At 73.8% G+C, this 15212-nt stretch carries 14 protein-coding genes; 7 read left to right on the top strand and 7 right to left on the bottom strand.

The features are described 5' to 3' along the window. Window positions 1-159 precede the first annotated feature (159 nt). The 3 genes from JAO84_RS10760 to JAO84_RS10750 all read right to left on the bottom strand — a co-directional run bounded on the left by JAO84_RS10760 (window position 160) and on the right by JAO84_RS10750 (window position 3535). Window positions 160-1611, bottom strand: coding sequence for a GAF domain-containing protein (locus JAO84_RS10760; RefSeq protein ID WP_370412572.1), 1452 nt, complete (start codon window positions 1609-1611; stop codon window positions 160-162). Window positions 1612-1638: 27 nt separating this feature from the next. Next, window positions 1639-2691 (bottom strand): rod shape-determining protein, encoded by a 1053-nt coding sequence (locus JAO84_RS10755; protein ID WP_370412570.1) that lies wholly within the window; start codon window positions 2689-2691, stop codon window positions 1639-1641. 199 nt (window positions 2692-2890) lie between these two features. Then, window positions 2891-3535: a hypothetical protein gene (locus JAO84_RS10750; protein WP_370412568.1), complete on the bottom strand. Its 645-nt coding sequence runs from the start codon at window positions 3533-3535 to the stop codon at window positions 2891-2893. Window positions 3536-3678: 143 nt separating this feature from the next. Between JAO84_RS10750 and JAO84_RS10745 the strand changes: the two genes are divergently transcribed. After that, complete coding sequence (locus JAO84_RS10745) at window positions 3679-4581, top strand: hypothetical protein (RefSeq protein ID WP_370412566.1); 903 nt, start codon at window positions 3679-3681, stop codon at window positions 4579-4581. A 12-nt stretch (window positions 4582-4593) separates the two neighbouring features. Here JAO84_RS10745 and JAO84_RS10740 read toward each other — a convergent pair whose 3' ends face one another. Further along, the gene (locus tag JAO84_RS10740) at window positions 4594-5064 is read right to left on the bottom strand and encodes a MarR family winged helix-turn-helix transcriptional regulator (protein WP_370412564.1); all 471 of its coding nucleotides are present in this window, start codon (window positions 5062-5064) and stop codon (window positions 4594-4596) included. A gap of 118 nt (window positions 5065-5182) precedes the next feature. Here JAO84_RS10740 and JAO84_RS10735 point away from each other — a divergent pair, with 118 nt between their 5' ends. From JAO84_RS10735 to JAO84_RS10725, 3 genes are all read left to right on the top strand, one after another. After that, on the top strand, window positions 5183-6202 hold the full coding sequence (locus tag JAO84_RS10735) for an NADP-dependent oxidoreductase (protein ID WP_370412562.1): 1020 nt from the start codon (window positions 5183-5185) through the stop codon (window positions 6200-6202). Between the two features lie 64 nt (window positions 6203-6266). Next, a complete protein-coding gene (locus JAO84_RS10730; protein WP_370412560.1) occupies window positions 6267-6689 on the top strand; it encodes an organic hydroperoxide resistance protein in 423 nt (140 codons plus the stop codon). Between the two features lie 131 nt (window positions 6690-6820). Further along, the gene (locus JAO84_RS10725) at window positions 6821-7630 is read left to right on the top strand and encodes an EI24 domain-containing protein (protein ID WP_370412558.1); all 810 of its coding nucleotides are present in this window, start codon (window positions 6821-6823) and stop codon (window positions 7628-7630) included. A 44-nt stretch (window positions 7631-7674) separates the two neighbouring features. Here JAO84_RS10725 and JAO84_RS10720 read toward each other — a convergent pair whose 3' ends face one another. Further along, on the bottom strand, window positions 7675-8670 hold the full coding sequence (locus JAO84_RS10720; protein ID WP_370412556.1) for a LysR family transcriptional regulator: 996 nt from the start codon (window positions 8668-8670) through the stop codon (window positions 7675-7677). A 157-nt stretch (window positions 8671-8827) separates the two neighbouring features. On the opposite strand from JAO84_RS10720, the gene JAO84_RS10715 reads away from it, so the two are divergent. Further along, window positions 8828-11023 carry a M4 family metallopeptidase gene (locus JAO84_RS10715; RefSeq protein ID WP_370412554.1) on the top strand — a complete coding sequence of 732 codons (2196 nt, stop codon included), beginning with the start codon at window positions 8828-8830 and terminating at the stop codon, window positions 11021-11023. Window positions 11024-11164: 141 nt separating this feature from the next. Here JAO84_RS10715 and JAO84_RS10710 read toward each other — a convergent pair whose 3' ends face one another. Further along, the gene (locus JAO84_RS10710; protein WP_370412552.1) at window positions 11165-11893 is read right to left on the bottom strand and encodes a carbon-nitrogen hydrolase family protein; all 729 of its coding nucleotides are present in this window, start codon (window positions 11891-11893) and stop codon (window positions 11165-11167) included. Further along, complete coding sequence (locus JAO84_RS10705; RefSeq protein ID WP_370412550.1) at window positions 11890-12804, bottom strand: LysR family transcriptional regulator; 915 nt, start codon at window positions 12802-12804, stop codon at window positions 11890-11892. Before JAO84_RS10705 ends, JAO84_RS10710 begins: the two co-directional genes overlap by 4 nt. A 49-nt stretch (window positions 12805-12853) precedes the next feature. On the opposite strand from JAO84_RS10705, the gene JAO84_RS10700 reads away from it, so the two are divergent. After that, window positions 12854-13684, top strand: coding sequence for an NAD(P)-dependent oxidoreductase (locus tag JAO84_RS10700; RefSeq protein ID WP_370412548.1), 831 nt, complete (start codon window positions 12854-12856; stop codon window positions 13682-13684). A gap of 268 nt (window positions 13685-13952) precedes the next feature. Then, window positions 13953-15182, top strand: coding sequence for a serine hydrolase domain-containing protein (locus JAO84_RS10695; protein ID WP_370412546.1), 1230 nt, complete (start codon window positions 13953-13955; stop codon window positions 15180-15182). Window positions 15183-15212: the final 30 nt, after the last annotated feature.

Below are 15212 nucleotides of genomic sequence, written 5' to 3'. Positions count from 1 at the left end.
GGCGGGGTGCTGCGCTGCGGTGTCCACGACCTCAAGTCAAGATCGGGGGAGGGGGCGGGGCGCGCGGAACTGCTCCGTACGAGGGACGCCGGGGGCCCGGGGCCTTGGTCTTCGTCGTCAGGGCTTGCGGGCTAGGGCTTGCGGGTCAGGGCTTGCGGGTCAGGGCCAGGTCACCACGGCCGGCGGCCGTCCGTCGTCCGCGACCCGCAGCCGGAGGCCGTCCGCGCCCGCGCCCACCTCGACCGTCACGGCCCCGACGCCGGAGCGCCGGTGGGCGGCGGCGAGCGCGCCGCGCAGCGTGGCGAGCAGCCGGTCGGTCCCGGTCTCGTCGGCGAGGGTGTCGACGGCGCCGGAGAAGTGCACGGACGGCTGGAAGCCGAGCAGCGCCGCCGCGCCGCCGGTCTCGCGCAGCACCCGGCCGCGGAAGGAGGCCGGTGCGTCGGCGGGCGGCTGCTGGAGCGCGAAGATCGTGGTGCGGACCTCCTGGATGGTGGAGTCCAGCTCGTCCACCGCCCGCGCGAGGAGGGCGTCGACCTCGCGCACGGCGGTCCGGCGGCGGGTCGACTCCAGCATCATCTCGGTGGCGAAGAGCCGCTGGACGACGAGATCGTGCAGGTCGCGGGCGATCCGGTCGCGGTCCTCGTAGACGGCGAGCTGTTCGCGGTCGTGCTGGGCGTCGGCGAGCACCAGGGCGAGCGCCGCCTGGGAGGCGAACTGCGAGGCGAGCAGCCGGTCGACGGCCGAGTAGGGGCGGTCGCCGCGCCGCCGGGGGAGCGCGAGGGTGCCGATGAGCCGGCCGCCGCTCTGCAGCGGCAGCATCATCGAGGGCCCGAAGCGGCTGCGGACGTGGGTGGTCATCCGGGGGTCGGTGGCCGAGTCCTCGATGAACACCGGTTCGCCGCCGAGCAGCTGGACCAGGACGGGGGAGCCGGGCGCGATCGTGGTGCCGATCAGATCGCCGGGGTCGTCGGGGGTGGAGGCGGCGACGATCTCCATGCCGCCCTCCTCGGTGGGCTGGAGGACCACGCCCGCGGAGGCGTCGGCGAGCAGCCTGGCCCGTTCGGCCACGGTCGTCAGGGCGTCCTCGGCCGGCCTCCCGGCCAGCAGGGCCGTGGTGACGGCCGCCGCCCCCTCGATCCAGCGCTCGCGGCGGCGGGCGGTCTCGTAGAGGCGGGCGTTGCCGATGGCGATGCCGGCCTGGGTGGCGAGGACCCGGAGCAGGGCCCGGTCCTCCTCGGTGAAGGGGCCGGTCCGCTTGCCGGTGAGGTGGAGCCGGCCGAAGACCTCGGTGTGCACGCGGATGGGCACGTCGAGACCTGCTCCTGGGGCGTCGGGCTCGTCGTCGGCCGTACCGGCCGCCGTACCGGCGGTGAACCGTTCGGTGGTGCGGCCGCGCTCGGGGTCGACGACCCCGAGCGCGCCGTGGCGGGCGCCGGTCAGCGCGGTCGCGGTGTCCACGATGTGCTGGAGGGTGGCCCGCAGTTCGAGTTCGCTGCCGACGCTGAGGACGGCCTCCAGGAGCATGGGCAGCCGGGGCGCGGGCGCCGCACCCGGATCGGTGCCGGGGTCGGTGCCCGCTGGCCCGTGTGCGTCCTCGTCCATGATCGGCATGGCCCCATTGTCGTACAAAACGCCCGACTAGTCGGCGGTGGTGGTCTCGGCCAGCGGGTCGAGGACGAGGGGCTGGATGCGGCCCTCCAGCATCGCGCCGAGGCCGAGCACGGCGCACACGTCGGGCCGTTCGGCGATGTGCACCGGCATGCCGGTCGCCTCGCGCAGCATCTGGTCGAGGCCCGGCAGCAGGGCGCTGCCGCCGACCATCATGATGCCCCGGTCGGCGAGGTCGGCGACGAGGTCGGGCGGGCAGTCGCGGAGCACCTTGCCGATGCCGTCGAGGACGGCGGTCAGCGGGGTCTGGATGGCTTCGCGGACGGCGGCGGTGTCGACGGTCACCGAGCGGGCGAGGCCGGTGGCCACGTCACGGCCGTGGATCTCGGTGAAGGTGGGGCCCTGCAGGGTCAGACCGTTGCCGTGCAGCGCGACCTGCAGCGGGCGGACCGACTGGCTCGGCAGCATCAGTTCGTGCTGGTGGCGCAGGTGCTGGATGACGGCGTGGTCGATGGCGTCGCCGCCGACCGGCATCCGCTCGGCGGTCACGATCGCGCCGAGCGAGAGCACCGCGACCTGGGTGGTGGCCGCCCCGCACACCAGGATCATGGTGGCGGTCGGCTGCTCGACCGGGAGGCCGCAGCCGACGGCCGCGGCGATCAGGGTGTCGACCAGTTCCACCCGGCGGGCGCCCAGGCCGACCAGGGTCTCCACGGCGGCGCGCTGGGCGAGCGGGTCGCTGTCGTGCGGGGTGCAGGCGGCGGCGCGCAGCCGGGGCTTGCGGCGCAGCTGGCGGCGGAGCTTGTCGCCGAGGAGGTGACGGAGCATCCGCTGCGCCATCTCGATGTCGACGACGGTGCCGCCGGAGACGGGTCTGACCACCCGGATGTAGTCGGGGGTGCGGCCGGTCATCTTCTCGGCGAGCGCGCCGACGGCGATCAGCGCGCCGGTGCGGGTGTTGACGGCGGCGACGGACGGCTCGTCGACGACGAGGCCGGCGCCCTTGACGAAGACCCTGGTGCGGGCGGCGCCCAGGTCGACGGCGACATGGCAGCGGCGTAGCTGCTCAAGGCTGACGGTCACGGCGGTCCTCCGGAGTGCGGTGCTGGCACGGGCGAGGCGGCGCGCGGGAGCGCGGTCCTGTTGGCATCGTGCTGCCGCCCCGCGCGGCGCGCGCGCTGAGCTGAGCCGCCCGGGGTCACGACACGCCGTCTGCAGGAGGGAAAAATCACTGACGTAACGTCAGGTCATGGGCAGGGCTTCACGTGGGGTGGGCACGGCTTCACGCGGGGCGAGCAGGGCGGGAGGGGTGCCCGAGGTCATGCGAGGGCAGCGGCGGGACCTGACGCTGGAGCAGACCCCAGGCGAACTCCGCCGCGCAGCGCGCGCCGCCGGGCAGCGTGAAGTCGAGCCGGGCCAGGGTCGGTGCCACCCCCTCGCGCGGCTCGACCTCCTCGAACGCCCGCCACACCTCGTCGATCGTGCACCCCCAGGGCAGCAGGTCGGCGGCGGTGCGCAACTCCGGTACGGGGGCTCCCGGCGCCCTCGTCAGGGTGCGGGACCACACGGCGCGGCCCGGCCCGACCAGGACCGTGAACCGGAGTTCGGGCCACAGCGGGACCCGCCACAGCCAGGCCTCCGCGTCCCCGCGCAGCACGTCCCCGCGCACCGGGCGCCGGGCCTCCGGCTCGCCGAGCGCCCGGTGGTAGCGGGCGAACTCGCCCGGCCCCTGCCGCGCGTGCGCCCCGGCCTGCCAACGCTTGTTCGCCTCGCGCATCTCCGTGTACGTGGCACCGAGTTCGCGCAGCGCGTCGTCCACCAGGGCGGGCTGGTGGTCGGCCATCCGGCGGAGCAGCACGAACTGGAACTCGCGCGGCCCGAAAGGGGCGGCGGGGCGGGCGGCGGACGAGCGGGCGGCAGGGCTCATGCACCCATCCTGCCCTTACGTCCCGTCCGGCGGGACTTAGCGGGAAATTCACGACGACGCGCCGCCGACCTGCGCTTTCCTCACAGGATCCTCACGTCGGCGCCTATCTGCCGGGTCCTCACGGCGCATAGCCTGCGGGCGCCATGGACTACTGCCACCAGTGCCGACGGCATCTCAACGGCGCCCTGGCCTGTGCGGGCTGCGGGACCCCCGCCGAGGAGCTGCGGTACCTCGCTCCCCCCACGCCCCCCACACCCCCCGCGCCCGCCGCGTCCTTCCAGCCGCTCGCGGAGCCGGTGGTCACCACGCCGCCGCCCGTGGAACCGGAGTTCAGCTACGAACTGGACCCGCTCGAGCCGCCCCGCCCCGCCGAGGGGCGCGCCGCCGCGCGCCGACGCGCCAAGGACGGCGGCAGGGGTGGTGGCAGAGGTGCCGGTGGGTCCGGGGCCGGATCCGGTGGCCGGGCCGCCGGTCGAAACGCGGGCCGGAACGGCGGGCGGCGGGCGCGCTCGCGGCGCGGCCGTACGGTGCTGCTCGGCACCCTCGGCTTCGCGCTCGCGGTCGGTTCGCTGACGATGGCCAAGCTGGCCCTGGAGCAGCCGGCCGACGGCGGTGCGGCCACCGCGGTCGAGGAGGAGGACGTCGTCGAGACCCTCGACCCCGACCAGCCGACGCCTTCCGAGAGTGCCGGGATCCCCGACGGCCCCGGCCCGGTCGAGTCCGGCTCGGCCCGTCCCTCCTCCACCCCGCACCCGGCCCGCGGCTCCGGCCGAGCCGGCGGCAGCGAGCACAGCAGCGACACGGGTACGGGTACGGGGTCGGGCTCCGGTACGGGCGACGGGCCAGGCGACGGCACGGGCGACGGGTCGGGGCCCTCGCCCCGGACCACGCCCACAGGACCGGGGAAACCTTCCGCCACCCCCAGCGGCAGCGGCTCGCCCTCGGCGAGCGGCACGGCCCCGGGCCCCTCGTCGAGCGCGCCGACCCCGACGACCTCGCCGAGCCCGGAGCCGACGTGCACGCGCTTCCTGTGGTGGTGCGTGTAGCGGGCGGCGGCCTTACGCCGTCGCCGCGTCGCCCTTGTTCCCGCCGTCGCCCTCGCCCAGCATGCGCTTCAGCAGGTCGCGCAGCAAGGTGCGCTCGACGTCGGTGAGCTCGCCGAGCGGCTCGCGGGCGAAGCGCAGCGAGTCGCGGAGCCGGCGGGCGGTCTCGCGGCCCTCGTCGGTGGGGGCCGCGACCTTGACGCGCCGGTCGGCGGGGTCGGGGCGGCGCTCGACCAGGCCGCGGGACTCCAGGCGGTCGATGATCCCCGTGACGTTCGACGGCTCGCACTTGAGCTGCTCGGCGATCTTCCGCATGGGTGTGGGCTCCACGGCGAGCAGTCCGAGGACCCGGGCCTGGGCGCCGGTCAGGGCGTGTGCGGCGGCGGCCTCCTCGTACTCCTCGTGGTAGCGGGTCACGACCGTGCCGATGAGTTCCACGACCTCGCGGGTCAGCGGGTCCGTGCGGGGCGTGCGTGCGGTGGGCATGCGAACCATCGTACTCCGATACTTGACAACATGAAATATCGAGGCGCATGGTTGTTTCAGGTAGTGAAACTTTCCCGGGAGCCCCCTTCCGGGAGATCCTTATCCGGAGGCCCAGCCGATGTCCGTACTCCCCGCGTCCAGCCGTGAGTGGCACCTCGTCACCCGTCCGCACGGCTGGCCCGTGCCCGCGGACTTCGCGCTCCGCGAGACCCCCGTCACCGAGCCCGCCGAGGGCCGCGTCCTCGTGCGCAACCTGCACTTCTCGGTCGACCCGTACATGCGCGGCCGGATGAACGACGTGAAGTCGTACATTCCCCCGTTCAAGCTGGACCACCCCATGGACGGCGGCGCGGTCGGCGTGGTCGTCGCCTCGAACGCGGAGGGCTTCGCCGTCGGCGACCACGTGCTGCACGGCCTCGGCTGGCGGGAGTACGCGGACGTGCCCGCCCAGCACGCCACCAAGGTCGACCCGGAGCTCGCCCCGCTCTCCGCCTACCTCGGCGTGCTCGGCATGACCGGCCTCACCGCCTACGCGGGCCTCTTCGAGGTCGCCTCCTTCAAGGAGGGCGACGCCGTCTTCGTCTCCGGCGCGGCCGGCGCAGTCGGCAGCCAGGTCGGCCAGATGGCCAAGCTCAAGGGCGCCTCCCGGGTCATCGGCTCGGCCGGCTCCGACGAGAAGGTCAAGTGGCTGGTCGAGGAGCTCGGCTTCGACGCCGCCTTCAACTACAAGAACGGCCCGGTCAAGGACCAGCTGCGCGAGGCCGCCCCGGACGGCATCGACGTCTACTTCGACAACGTCGGCGGCGACCACCTGGAAGCCGCGATCTCCTCGCTCAACGTGCACGGCCGCGCCACCATCTGCGGCATGATCGCGCAGTACAACGACACCGAGCCGGTCCCCGGCCCGCGCAACATGGCCATGATCATCGGCAAGCGGCTGCGCCTCCAGGGCGTCCTCGTCGGCGACCACTACGGGATGCAGCAGCAGTTCGTCCAGGAGGTCGGCGGCTGGCTGCGCTCCGGCGAGCTGAAGTACGGCGAGACCTTCGTCGAGGGGATGGAGAACGGCGTGGACGCCTTCCTCGGCATGCTCCGCGGCGACAACACCGGAAAGATGATCGTCTCGGCGACCCGTTAGTCTTCCCTCAGCCGTCGCGATCGTGGGCGCGAGTCGCGGCGAACAGCAGAAGGAAGACAGCAGCATGTCGATTCAGCACTCCGACGTCCTGTACACCGCCGTCGCCACCGCCGAGAACGGGCGCGACGGCCGGGTGGCCACCGACGACGGCCGGCTCGACGTCGTCGTGAACCCGCCGAAGGCCATGGGCGGCTCCGGCGAGGGCACCAACCCGGAGCAGCTCTTCGCCGCCGGCTACAGCGCCTGCTTCCAGGGCGCCCTGGGCGTCGTGGCCCGCAACGAGAACGCGGACATCGCCGGCTCGACGGTCACCGCCGAGGTCGGCATCGGCAAGAACGACGAGGGCTTCGGCATCATCGTCAAGATCTCGGCCACCATTCCGAACGTGGACGCCGAGACCGCCAAGAGCCTCATCGAGAAGGCCCACCAGGTCTGCCCGTACTCCAAGGCGACCCGCGGCAACATCACGGTCGAGCTCGCGGTCTGAGTTCGGTCTGAGTTCGATCTGAGTTCGACGCCCCGGCCCCGGGGCCGCAGACTGAAGAGGGGCCGTACCCTGACCGACCAGGGTGCGGCCCTTTTTCGTATCGCTCGAACGGTCCCACTAGGGTGATCGCCATGCGTGATTTCGGGGTGGGCTTCGGTTATCTGCTGCGCGGCCAGAAGTGGGTCGCCGGCCACGGACGCTGGTTCGGCTTCGGCCTGCTGCCCGGGCTCGTCACCCTCGTCCTGTACGTGGCGGCGCTGACCGGGCTCGGCTACGGCGCGGACGACCTGACGGCCTGGGCGACGCCCTTCGCCGACGACTGGGGCTCGCCCTGGCAGGGCCTGCTCCGCGGCGCCCTCACCTTCCTGGTCTTCGCGCTCGGCCTGTTCCTCGCCGTGATCACCTTCACCGCCGTGACCCTCCTGGTCGGCCAGCCCTTCTACGAGTCGCTGTCCGAGGCCGTCGACCGCGACGAGGACGGCGAGGCGCCCGAGTCCGGGCTTCCGCTCTGGCGCGAACTGTGGATCTCCGCCCGCGACAGCCTGCGGGTTCTCGCCCGGGTCGCGCTCTACGGCATCCTGCTCTTCGCCGCCGGATTCATCCCGGTCGTCGGCCAGACCGTCGTCCCCGTCATCGGCTTCTGCGTCTCCGGCTTCTTCCTCACCGAGGAGCTCACCGCCGTCGCGCTCCAGCGCCGCCGCGTCGAGTTCAAGGAGCGGCTCGGCATGCTGCGCGGCCGCCGGGCCGCCGCCCTCGGCTTCGGCGTACCGCTCGTCCTCGCCTTCCTGATCCCCTTCGTCGCCGTTCTGCTGATGCCGGGCGCCGTCGCCGGCGCCACCCTGATGGCCCGCGAGCTGAACGGCGAGACGCCGGCGGAGGACGCGGACGAGGCCGGGGCGCCCGCCCCGCGCCGGACGGATGCGGACAGCCGGCTGGGCTGAGCGGCACTCCGGGCGGCGCCGGACCCGCCCGTCCGGCGGGGCGCTCAGGGCCGATCCGGCCCTGAGCCGCCGGACAGGCCCTGGCCCAGGTCGGGGTGCAGTTCCGGGCGGGCCTCCCACCAGGCGCGGTGGAAGTCGTTGTGCGGCACGTTGTCCAGGTACGCCAGGCCCGCCGCCCGGTACAGCAGGGCCGCCCGGGGCTCGCCGACGGCGGCCCGATTCCAGGCGAGCCGGATGCGGCCGGTGATCGGGTCGCCGGCCAGCGGCCGGAGCACGGTCCCGGCGGCGGGCGGCGCCGTCGGCTGGCTCAGCGAGATCGCCCGACCGCCGGCGATCAGGTCGTAGTGCAACTTGCGGTCGGCGATCCGGTAGCGCAGCGACGGGGTGAACCCGGCCCGCCGGCAGGCGGCGACCAGCGCCTCGGGGCCGCCGTCGTCGTCCTCGACCAGGGTCATCCAGGTCTCGCCCGCCAGCTCCGCCAGCTCGATCCGGTCCCGCCCGGCCAGCGGGTGCGCCGCCGAGAGCCGCACGCAGAACGGCTCCTTCGGGATCAGGGTGCGGGCCGCGACCCCGTCGGGCAGTGGCACCTCGTGGTCGGCGACCTCCCCGTACACGATCGCGTCGTACTGCCCGGCGCCCAGCATCCGGCTGAGCGTGGTCACCGAGTGCTCGACGCTGACCGCGATCTCCGGGCCCGCCAGCTCCTGCTCCAGGCGCCCGATCAGCCGGTCCACCAGGACGAGCAGGATGCAGCCGAGCCGCAGCGTCGGATGCGGCGCGGCGGCCCGCGCGCCCGCCGCGAGCGCGTCCATCTCGCCGAGCACCCGGCGCGCCTTGGACAGCACGAACTCGCCGAGCGGCGTGGGGTCCACCCCGTGCCGCCCGCGCACGAACAACTCGCCGCCCGCGGCCCGTTCGATCCGCCGCAGCTGAGCCGAGAGGGCCGGCTGAGACACCCCGAGCCGGACCGCCGCCCGCCCCAGGCTGCCCGCCTCCGCTATCCGGCAGACGGCTTCCAGATGCCTCAACTCCAGCTGCATTTCACCAGGTTAGACACCTGTCCGGGGCGGACGACAGCCTTCGGGCCCGCCCGCGCCATAACGCCGGTCTTATGCCCGGTGAGAGGTCCCCTCCTTGCCATGTCCACACCCATACTCGGCGCGTCCCACCGTCTCCCCCCACCCGAACGGAGCAGACGTGCACCCCACCAGACTCTCGGCGGCCGTCGCGGCGCTCGCCCTGACGGCGAGCCTCGCGGGCACCCTCGCGGGCACCGCCAGTGCCGCCGCGAACCCGCAGGCCGCGCCCGTACCGCCCGGGCACGGCAAGTCGCTCGCCCTCGCCGCCGCCGACAAGGCCGCCGACAGCGGACTGGACGGACTGCGCCACGGCACCGACGAGGAACTCGTCAGGACCGCCGTCACCCCGTGGGCCGGCGGCCTCTACTACGCCGCCTACCAGCGCACCTACAAGGGCCTCCCGGTCGCGGGCGGCGGCGACGCCGTCGTCCTGACCGACAGCGCCGGCAAGGTACGGCACGTCGCCGCCGCGCCCGCCCCCGCGCTCAAGCTGTCCACGAAGGCCACCGTCGGCTCCGCCGCCGCGCTCGCCACCGCCCGCGCCCAGCTGGCCGGCGTCGAGAGCGCGAGCGCCCCCGAACTCAGCGTGCTGCTCAAGGGGAACAAGCCGGTCCTCGCCTGGCACACCCTCGTCGTCGGCCGCACCGCCAAGGGCCTGCCCAGCTCGCTCGACACGTATGTCGACGCCCGCACCGGCAAGGTCGCCCAGGCCACCGACAAGGTGCTGCACGCCGACGGCCGCGGCTACCACAACGGCAACGTCACCATCGACACCGCCACCACCTCGATGACCGACGCCACCCGCTCCCCGTTCCGCTGCGGCGGCCAGAACGGCAGCGCCTACACCGGCTCCTCGCCCTGGGGCAACGGCGGCGCCAACGACCTGGTCACCGCCTGCGTCGACATCATGTACGCCGCCCAGCGCGAGTCCGACATGCTCAAGCAGTGGTTCGGCTACAACGGCCAGAACGGGCAGGGCGGCATGGTCCCGGCCCGGGCCGGACTGAGCGAGGTCAACGCCTACTACGACGGCACCAAGACCACCTTCGGCCACAACCAGAACGGCACGATGCAGCTCACCGGCATCGACGTGGTCGCCCACGAGTACGGGCACGAGATCTTCGACAAGACCCCGGGCAGCGCCGGCTCGTCCAACGAGAACGGCGGCATGAACGAGTCGACCGGCGACATCTTCGGCGCGCTCACCGAGCACTTCGCGAACAACCCCAACGACACCCCCGACTACACCGTCGGCGAGAAGCTGAACTTCCTCGGCGACAACAAGCCGATCCGCTACATGTACAACCCCTCCCTCGCCGGCGACCCCAACTGCTACCCGCAGCTGAACTCCGGCACCGAGGTGCACGCCGCGGCCGGCCCGCAGAACCACTGGTTCTATCTGCTCGCCGAGGGCTCCAACCCCGGCGGCGGCAAGCCCACCAGCCCCATATGTTCCGGCGGCCCGTCCTCCGTGACCGGCATCGGCGTGCAGAAGGCCGGCAAGATCTTCATGGGCGCGCTGCTGATGAAGACCTCCTCCTGGAACCACCTCGCCGCCCGCAAGGCGACCCTTGCCACCGCCAAGAACACCTACGGCAGCACCGAGTGCAACGCGGTGAAGACGGCCTGGAACGCGATCGGCGTCCCCGCCCAGTCCGGTGAGACCGACTGCGGCGGCACCACCAACCCCGACTTCTCCCTCGCCCTGAACCCGGCCGCCGGCACGGTCCAGGCCGGCGGCTCGGTCAACTCCACGGTCAACACCACGACCACCGGCGGCAGCGCCCAGACCGTGCAGCTCTCCGCGAGCGGCGTGCCGAGCGGCGTCAAGGTCTCCTTCAGCCCGACCTCGGTGACCTCCGGCGACTCCTCGACGATGACCGTCCAGGTCGCGGCGGACACCGCGAACGGCACGTACCCGATCACCGTCACCGGTACGGGCTCCGCCACGCACACCGTGACCTACCAGCTCACGGTCGGCACCGACACCCCGCCGCCCACCGGCTGCGACAACTCCGAGTACACCTACCAGGGCAGCCTCTCCTCCGGGCAGGCCGAGGCCCAGCCGGACGGCTCGTACTACTACTCCGCGACCTCCGGCACCCACGTCGGCTGCCTGCGCGGCCCGGCCGGCACCGACTTCGACCTCTACCTGCAGAAGTGGAACGGCTACAACTGGGCCGACGTGGCCGTCGGCGGCACCGCGGGCGCCGACGAGGACACCAGCTACTACGGCTCCGCCGGCTACTACCGCTATGTGGTGCACGCCTACAGCGGCTCCGGCGCCTACACCCTGGGCCTGAGCGCCCCGTAGGGGGAGCCTTCGAGCGCCCCGTCACGGGGACGGGGCAGGTCCGTCACGGGCAGGGGGTTCCGTGACGGCTTCCCCGGAGGGCCGGACCGCCGTATGTCCCACGGCGGTCCGGCCCTCATGCGCGGTTCGCGCGCCGGCCGTTCACCCGGCCACCTTCACGAGCACGAAGCCCGGCTCGTCCGGACCCGCGTCCGCGAGCCGCTCCCCGTCCGGGCCCCAGGCGCCGGCCATGCCGCCGCCCACCCCGTCCTCGTTGGGCCCGAGGACATTGCCGAGGACGACATGCAGCCCGAAGTCGCGGGCGCGCGCCGGATAGACCTCCGTGAACGAGTCGTTGTCGGCGCCGAGCACCGAACTCGCCAGATAGACGGAGCAGTCGTCGGCGGCGGCCCGCCCGGCGAGCTCGGGGAAGCGGTTGTCGTAGCAGGTGGCGAGCGCGAAGCGGACCCCGTCGAGCGCGAACCGCCCGTCCACGGCGCCCGGTTCGAAGACCTCGGCCTCCACCCCGTACAGATGCCGCTTGTCGTAACGGGCGAGCAGCCCGCCGTCCGGGCCGATGACGAGGGTGGTGATGCCGGGACGCGAACCGGGACGTGAACCGGGGCCCGCCACCGGCCCGTTGACCACGGCCGCCGCCGACACCGCCCGGCACGCCTCCCGTACGGGTTCCAGGCGCGGGTCGTCCTCGGTGAGCACCAGCTCGGGGTTGTCCCGGATCAGGCTCGGCTCGTACCCGGTGACCGAGAGCTCGGCGAAGACCACGACCCGGGCCCCCTCGGCCCCGGCGGCGCGGACCAGGGCGGCGACGGCCCCGACGTTGGCGGCGATGTCCCCGGCGACCGGGGCGAACTGCGTGGCGGCGACGATCATGCCCGCATCATCGCAGCCGTCTCCCGCAGCAGCGCCAGGAAGGCCGTCGCCGCCACCGTCGGCACCGGCGGGGTCGCGGCGCAGATCCGCCGGTACGGCACGTCGTCCGGGTGGATCGTCACCAGCGTCACATCGGGCCGTACGGACGCGGCCGCGAGCGCCGGTACGAGGGTGACGCCGAGCCCCGCCGCCACCGCGCCCAGCTTGGCGATCCAGTCGAGCGCGAGCAGCCCGGTGCGCGGCCGGAACCCGGCGGCGACGGCGGGCCGGAACAGGGTGTCCTCCAGGCGCTCGTTGGCGACGATCCACTCCTCGTCGGCCAGCTCCGCGAGCCGCACGTCCCGCCGCCCCGCGTACGGGTGTCCGCGCTCAAGCGCCACCAGCATCGGCTCGTCCAGGAGGTGATGGAGCGTCACCCCGTCCGGTGCGGCCCCACTCGTCGCCGGGCTGACCACCGCCAGGTCCTCCTCACCGGCCGCGACCAGCCGCAGATGCTTGACCGAGGGCCCCTCCACCCGGGTCACCGCGACCCCCGGATGCCGCGCCCGGAAGGCCGCCTGGGTGCGCGGTACGAGCGCTGCGCCCGCGCTGGCGAAGGCGCCGAGCCGCAGCAGCCCGCCGTCCAGGGTGCGCAGCGCCGCCAGTTCGGCGCGGGCCAGGGCCAGCCGGTCCCGTACGGCCTCGGCGTGCGGCAGCAGCACCCGGCCCGCCTCGCTCAGCCGCACCCCGCGCGGCAGCCGCTCGAACAGGGCCGCGCCGGTCTCGTCCTCCAGAGCCTGGATCTGCCGGGACACCGCGGACTGGGTGTAGCCGAGGGTCCGGGCGGCGGCGGTGAAGGAGCCGGCGCGGGCGACGGCCAGGAACACCTCGTACAGGGACTGGGAGCCATGCGGGTTGGGCATGGTTCCCATGCTAGACATTCGCTTGTGGCATGCCGCCTCGCTCTCTAGCGTCGGAAGCATGGAGAACACGCGGAACGAGACCGCCCACGAGACCGCTCAGAAGATCGCTTTCCTCGGGCTCGGCAACATGGGCCTCCCCATGGCCCGCCGGCTCCTCGACGCCGGCCACCCCCTCACCGTGTGGAACCGCACGCCCGGCAAGGCCGACGCCCTCGTCGCCGACGGCGCCGTGCGCGCCGCGGACCCCGCCGAGGCGGTCGCCGGCGCCGACGTCGTCATCACCATGCTCGCCGACCCGGCCGCCGCGCGTGCCGTCGCCGAGACCATGCTCCCGGCGCTGCGCCCCGGCACCCACTGGATCGACACCTCGACCATCGGCCCCGACGCGGTGCGCGAGCTCACCGACCGGCTCCCCGAGGGCGTCACCCTGATCGACGCACCCGTCATGGGCAGCGTCGACCGGGCCGCCACCGGCGAACTGCTCATCTTCGCGGGCGGCGACACCCCGCCCGTCGCCGCCGTCCTCGACCGGCTCGGCACCGTCACCCCGTGCGGCGGCCCCGGCACCGGCGCCGCCCTCAAGCTCGTCCTCATCAACGCCGTCATCGGCGGCGTCGCCCTGATCGGCGAGGCCCTCGCCCTCACCGACGCCCTCGGCCTGCCCCGTGAGCTCGCCCTCCGCACCCTCGGCGCGGGCCCGCTGGCCGGTGCCGTCGGCCGCGCAACCGCCACCGGCGTCCACTTCCCGGTGGCCCTCGCCGCCAAGGACGTGGCCCTGGCCACCGCCGCCACCGAGGCGAAGCTCCCGATCCTGGAGGCCGTCCACCAGGCCCTCACCCGGAACCCGGCCCTCGCGGCGGAGGACCTGGCGGCCGTCGTCACCCAGTGACGCGGGCGCTCACCTGACGGGTCCACCCAACCGGCGCCCTCGCGCGGCGCCGAACGAGTGGACTCGCCGGAGCGCGGACCGGGCGGTGGGCGCCCGGCGTACGGTCCGGTGCCGATGCTGGCCGTCCGGGCCCCGCGTCCGGGCCGCGACGGCTCCGGGCCGGAGGTGCGGGCCCGGAGCCGTCGTGGCCCGCAGCCGTGGCCCGGGCCCGTGCCGTGCCGCGTACTCCGTGATCCGCGCTCCGTGACCCGGAAGAGGCACCCCGCCCATGCGACGTACCCCCCGCCGTCGGCTGCTCGCCGCGACTCTGCTCGCGGTGAGCGTCCTCGCCCCGATGGCAGCCGTGCCCGCCACGGCCGCCCCCACGCTCCGCGCCGCCGCCGGCGGCGACGACGGGCCGCACGGGAGCGGGACCGGGACCGACTGCCCGCGCGACGACGGCCTCGATCCCGCGCTCAGCGCCCGCCTGGACAAGACCATCGCCCAGGTCCGTGCCCAGGCCGGCATCCCCGGCGTCGTCGTCGGCCTGTGGCTGCCGGGCCGGGGCTGCTACGTGAAGGCGACCGGCGTCGCCGACAAGAAGACCGGCGCCCCGATGCCCCTCGACACCTTCGTGCGCATCGGCAGCGAGACCAAGACCTTCACGGTCACCGCGCTCCTCGAACTCGTCGACGAGGGCAGGATCGGGCTCGACGACCCGATCGACCGTTACGTCCGGGGCGTGCCGAACGGGCACAAGATCACGCTGCGCCACCTCGCCGAGATGCGCAGCGGCCTCTTCCCGTACACCGCCGACGCCGACTTCATCCGCGACCTGCAGACGCAGCCCGAGCGCGCCTTCAACCCGTGGGAGGCGCTGTCGTACGGCTACCGGCACGCCAACACCTTCGCCCCCGGCGCCCAGTTCCAGTACTCCAACTCCAACCTGCTGCTCCTCGGCCTCGTCGTCGAGAAGGTCACCGGGCAGAACCTCGCCGACGTCCTGCACCACCGGGTGATCCGGCCCGCCGGGCTGCGGCACACCCTCATGCCGAAGGGCACCGAGTTCCCCTCGCCGCACGCCCGCGGCTACACCGACCAGACCCTGGACGGCACCGTCCAGGACGTCACCGACTGGAACCCCAGCTGGGCCTGGGCGGCCGGCAGCATGATCTCCGACCTGGGCGACCTGCGCCGCTGGGCCGAGGTCCTCGCCACCGGCAAGCTGCTGAGCCCGCAGACCCAGGCGCAGCGCCTGAAGATGCTGCCGACCGGCTTCCCCGGCACCGACTACGGCCTCGGCATCCTCGACACCGACGGCTGGATCGGCCACAACGGCTCCATCCCCGGCTACGAGACGGTCACCGTCTACCTGCCCGAGGAGAAGGCCACCATGGTCCTGATGATGAACACCGACGTCCTCGTCGGCGGCCAGGAGCCCTCGACCCTGCTCGCCCGCGCGATCACCCAGGTGATCACGCCGGACCACGTGTACGCGGGCGGCATCGCCCCGCGCTGAGCCACCGGCCGTCACGGCCGGCGACCCCGG

The sequence above is a fragment of the Streptomyces fradiae genome, from assembly GCF_041270065.1.
Classification (GTDB): domain Bacteria; phylum Actinomycetota; class Actinomycetes; order Streptomycetales; family Streptomycetaceae; genus Streptomyces.
This window is presented reverse-complemented; position numbering and strand designations above follow the sequence as displayed.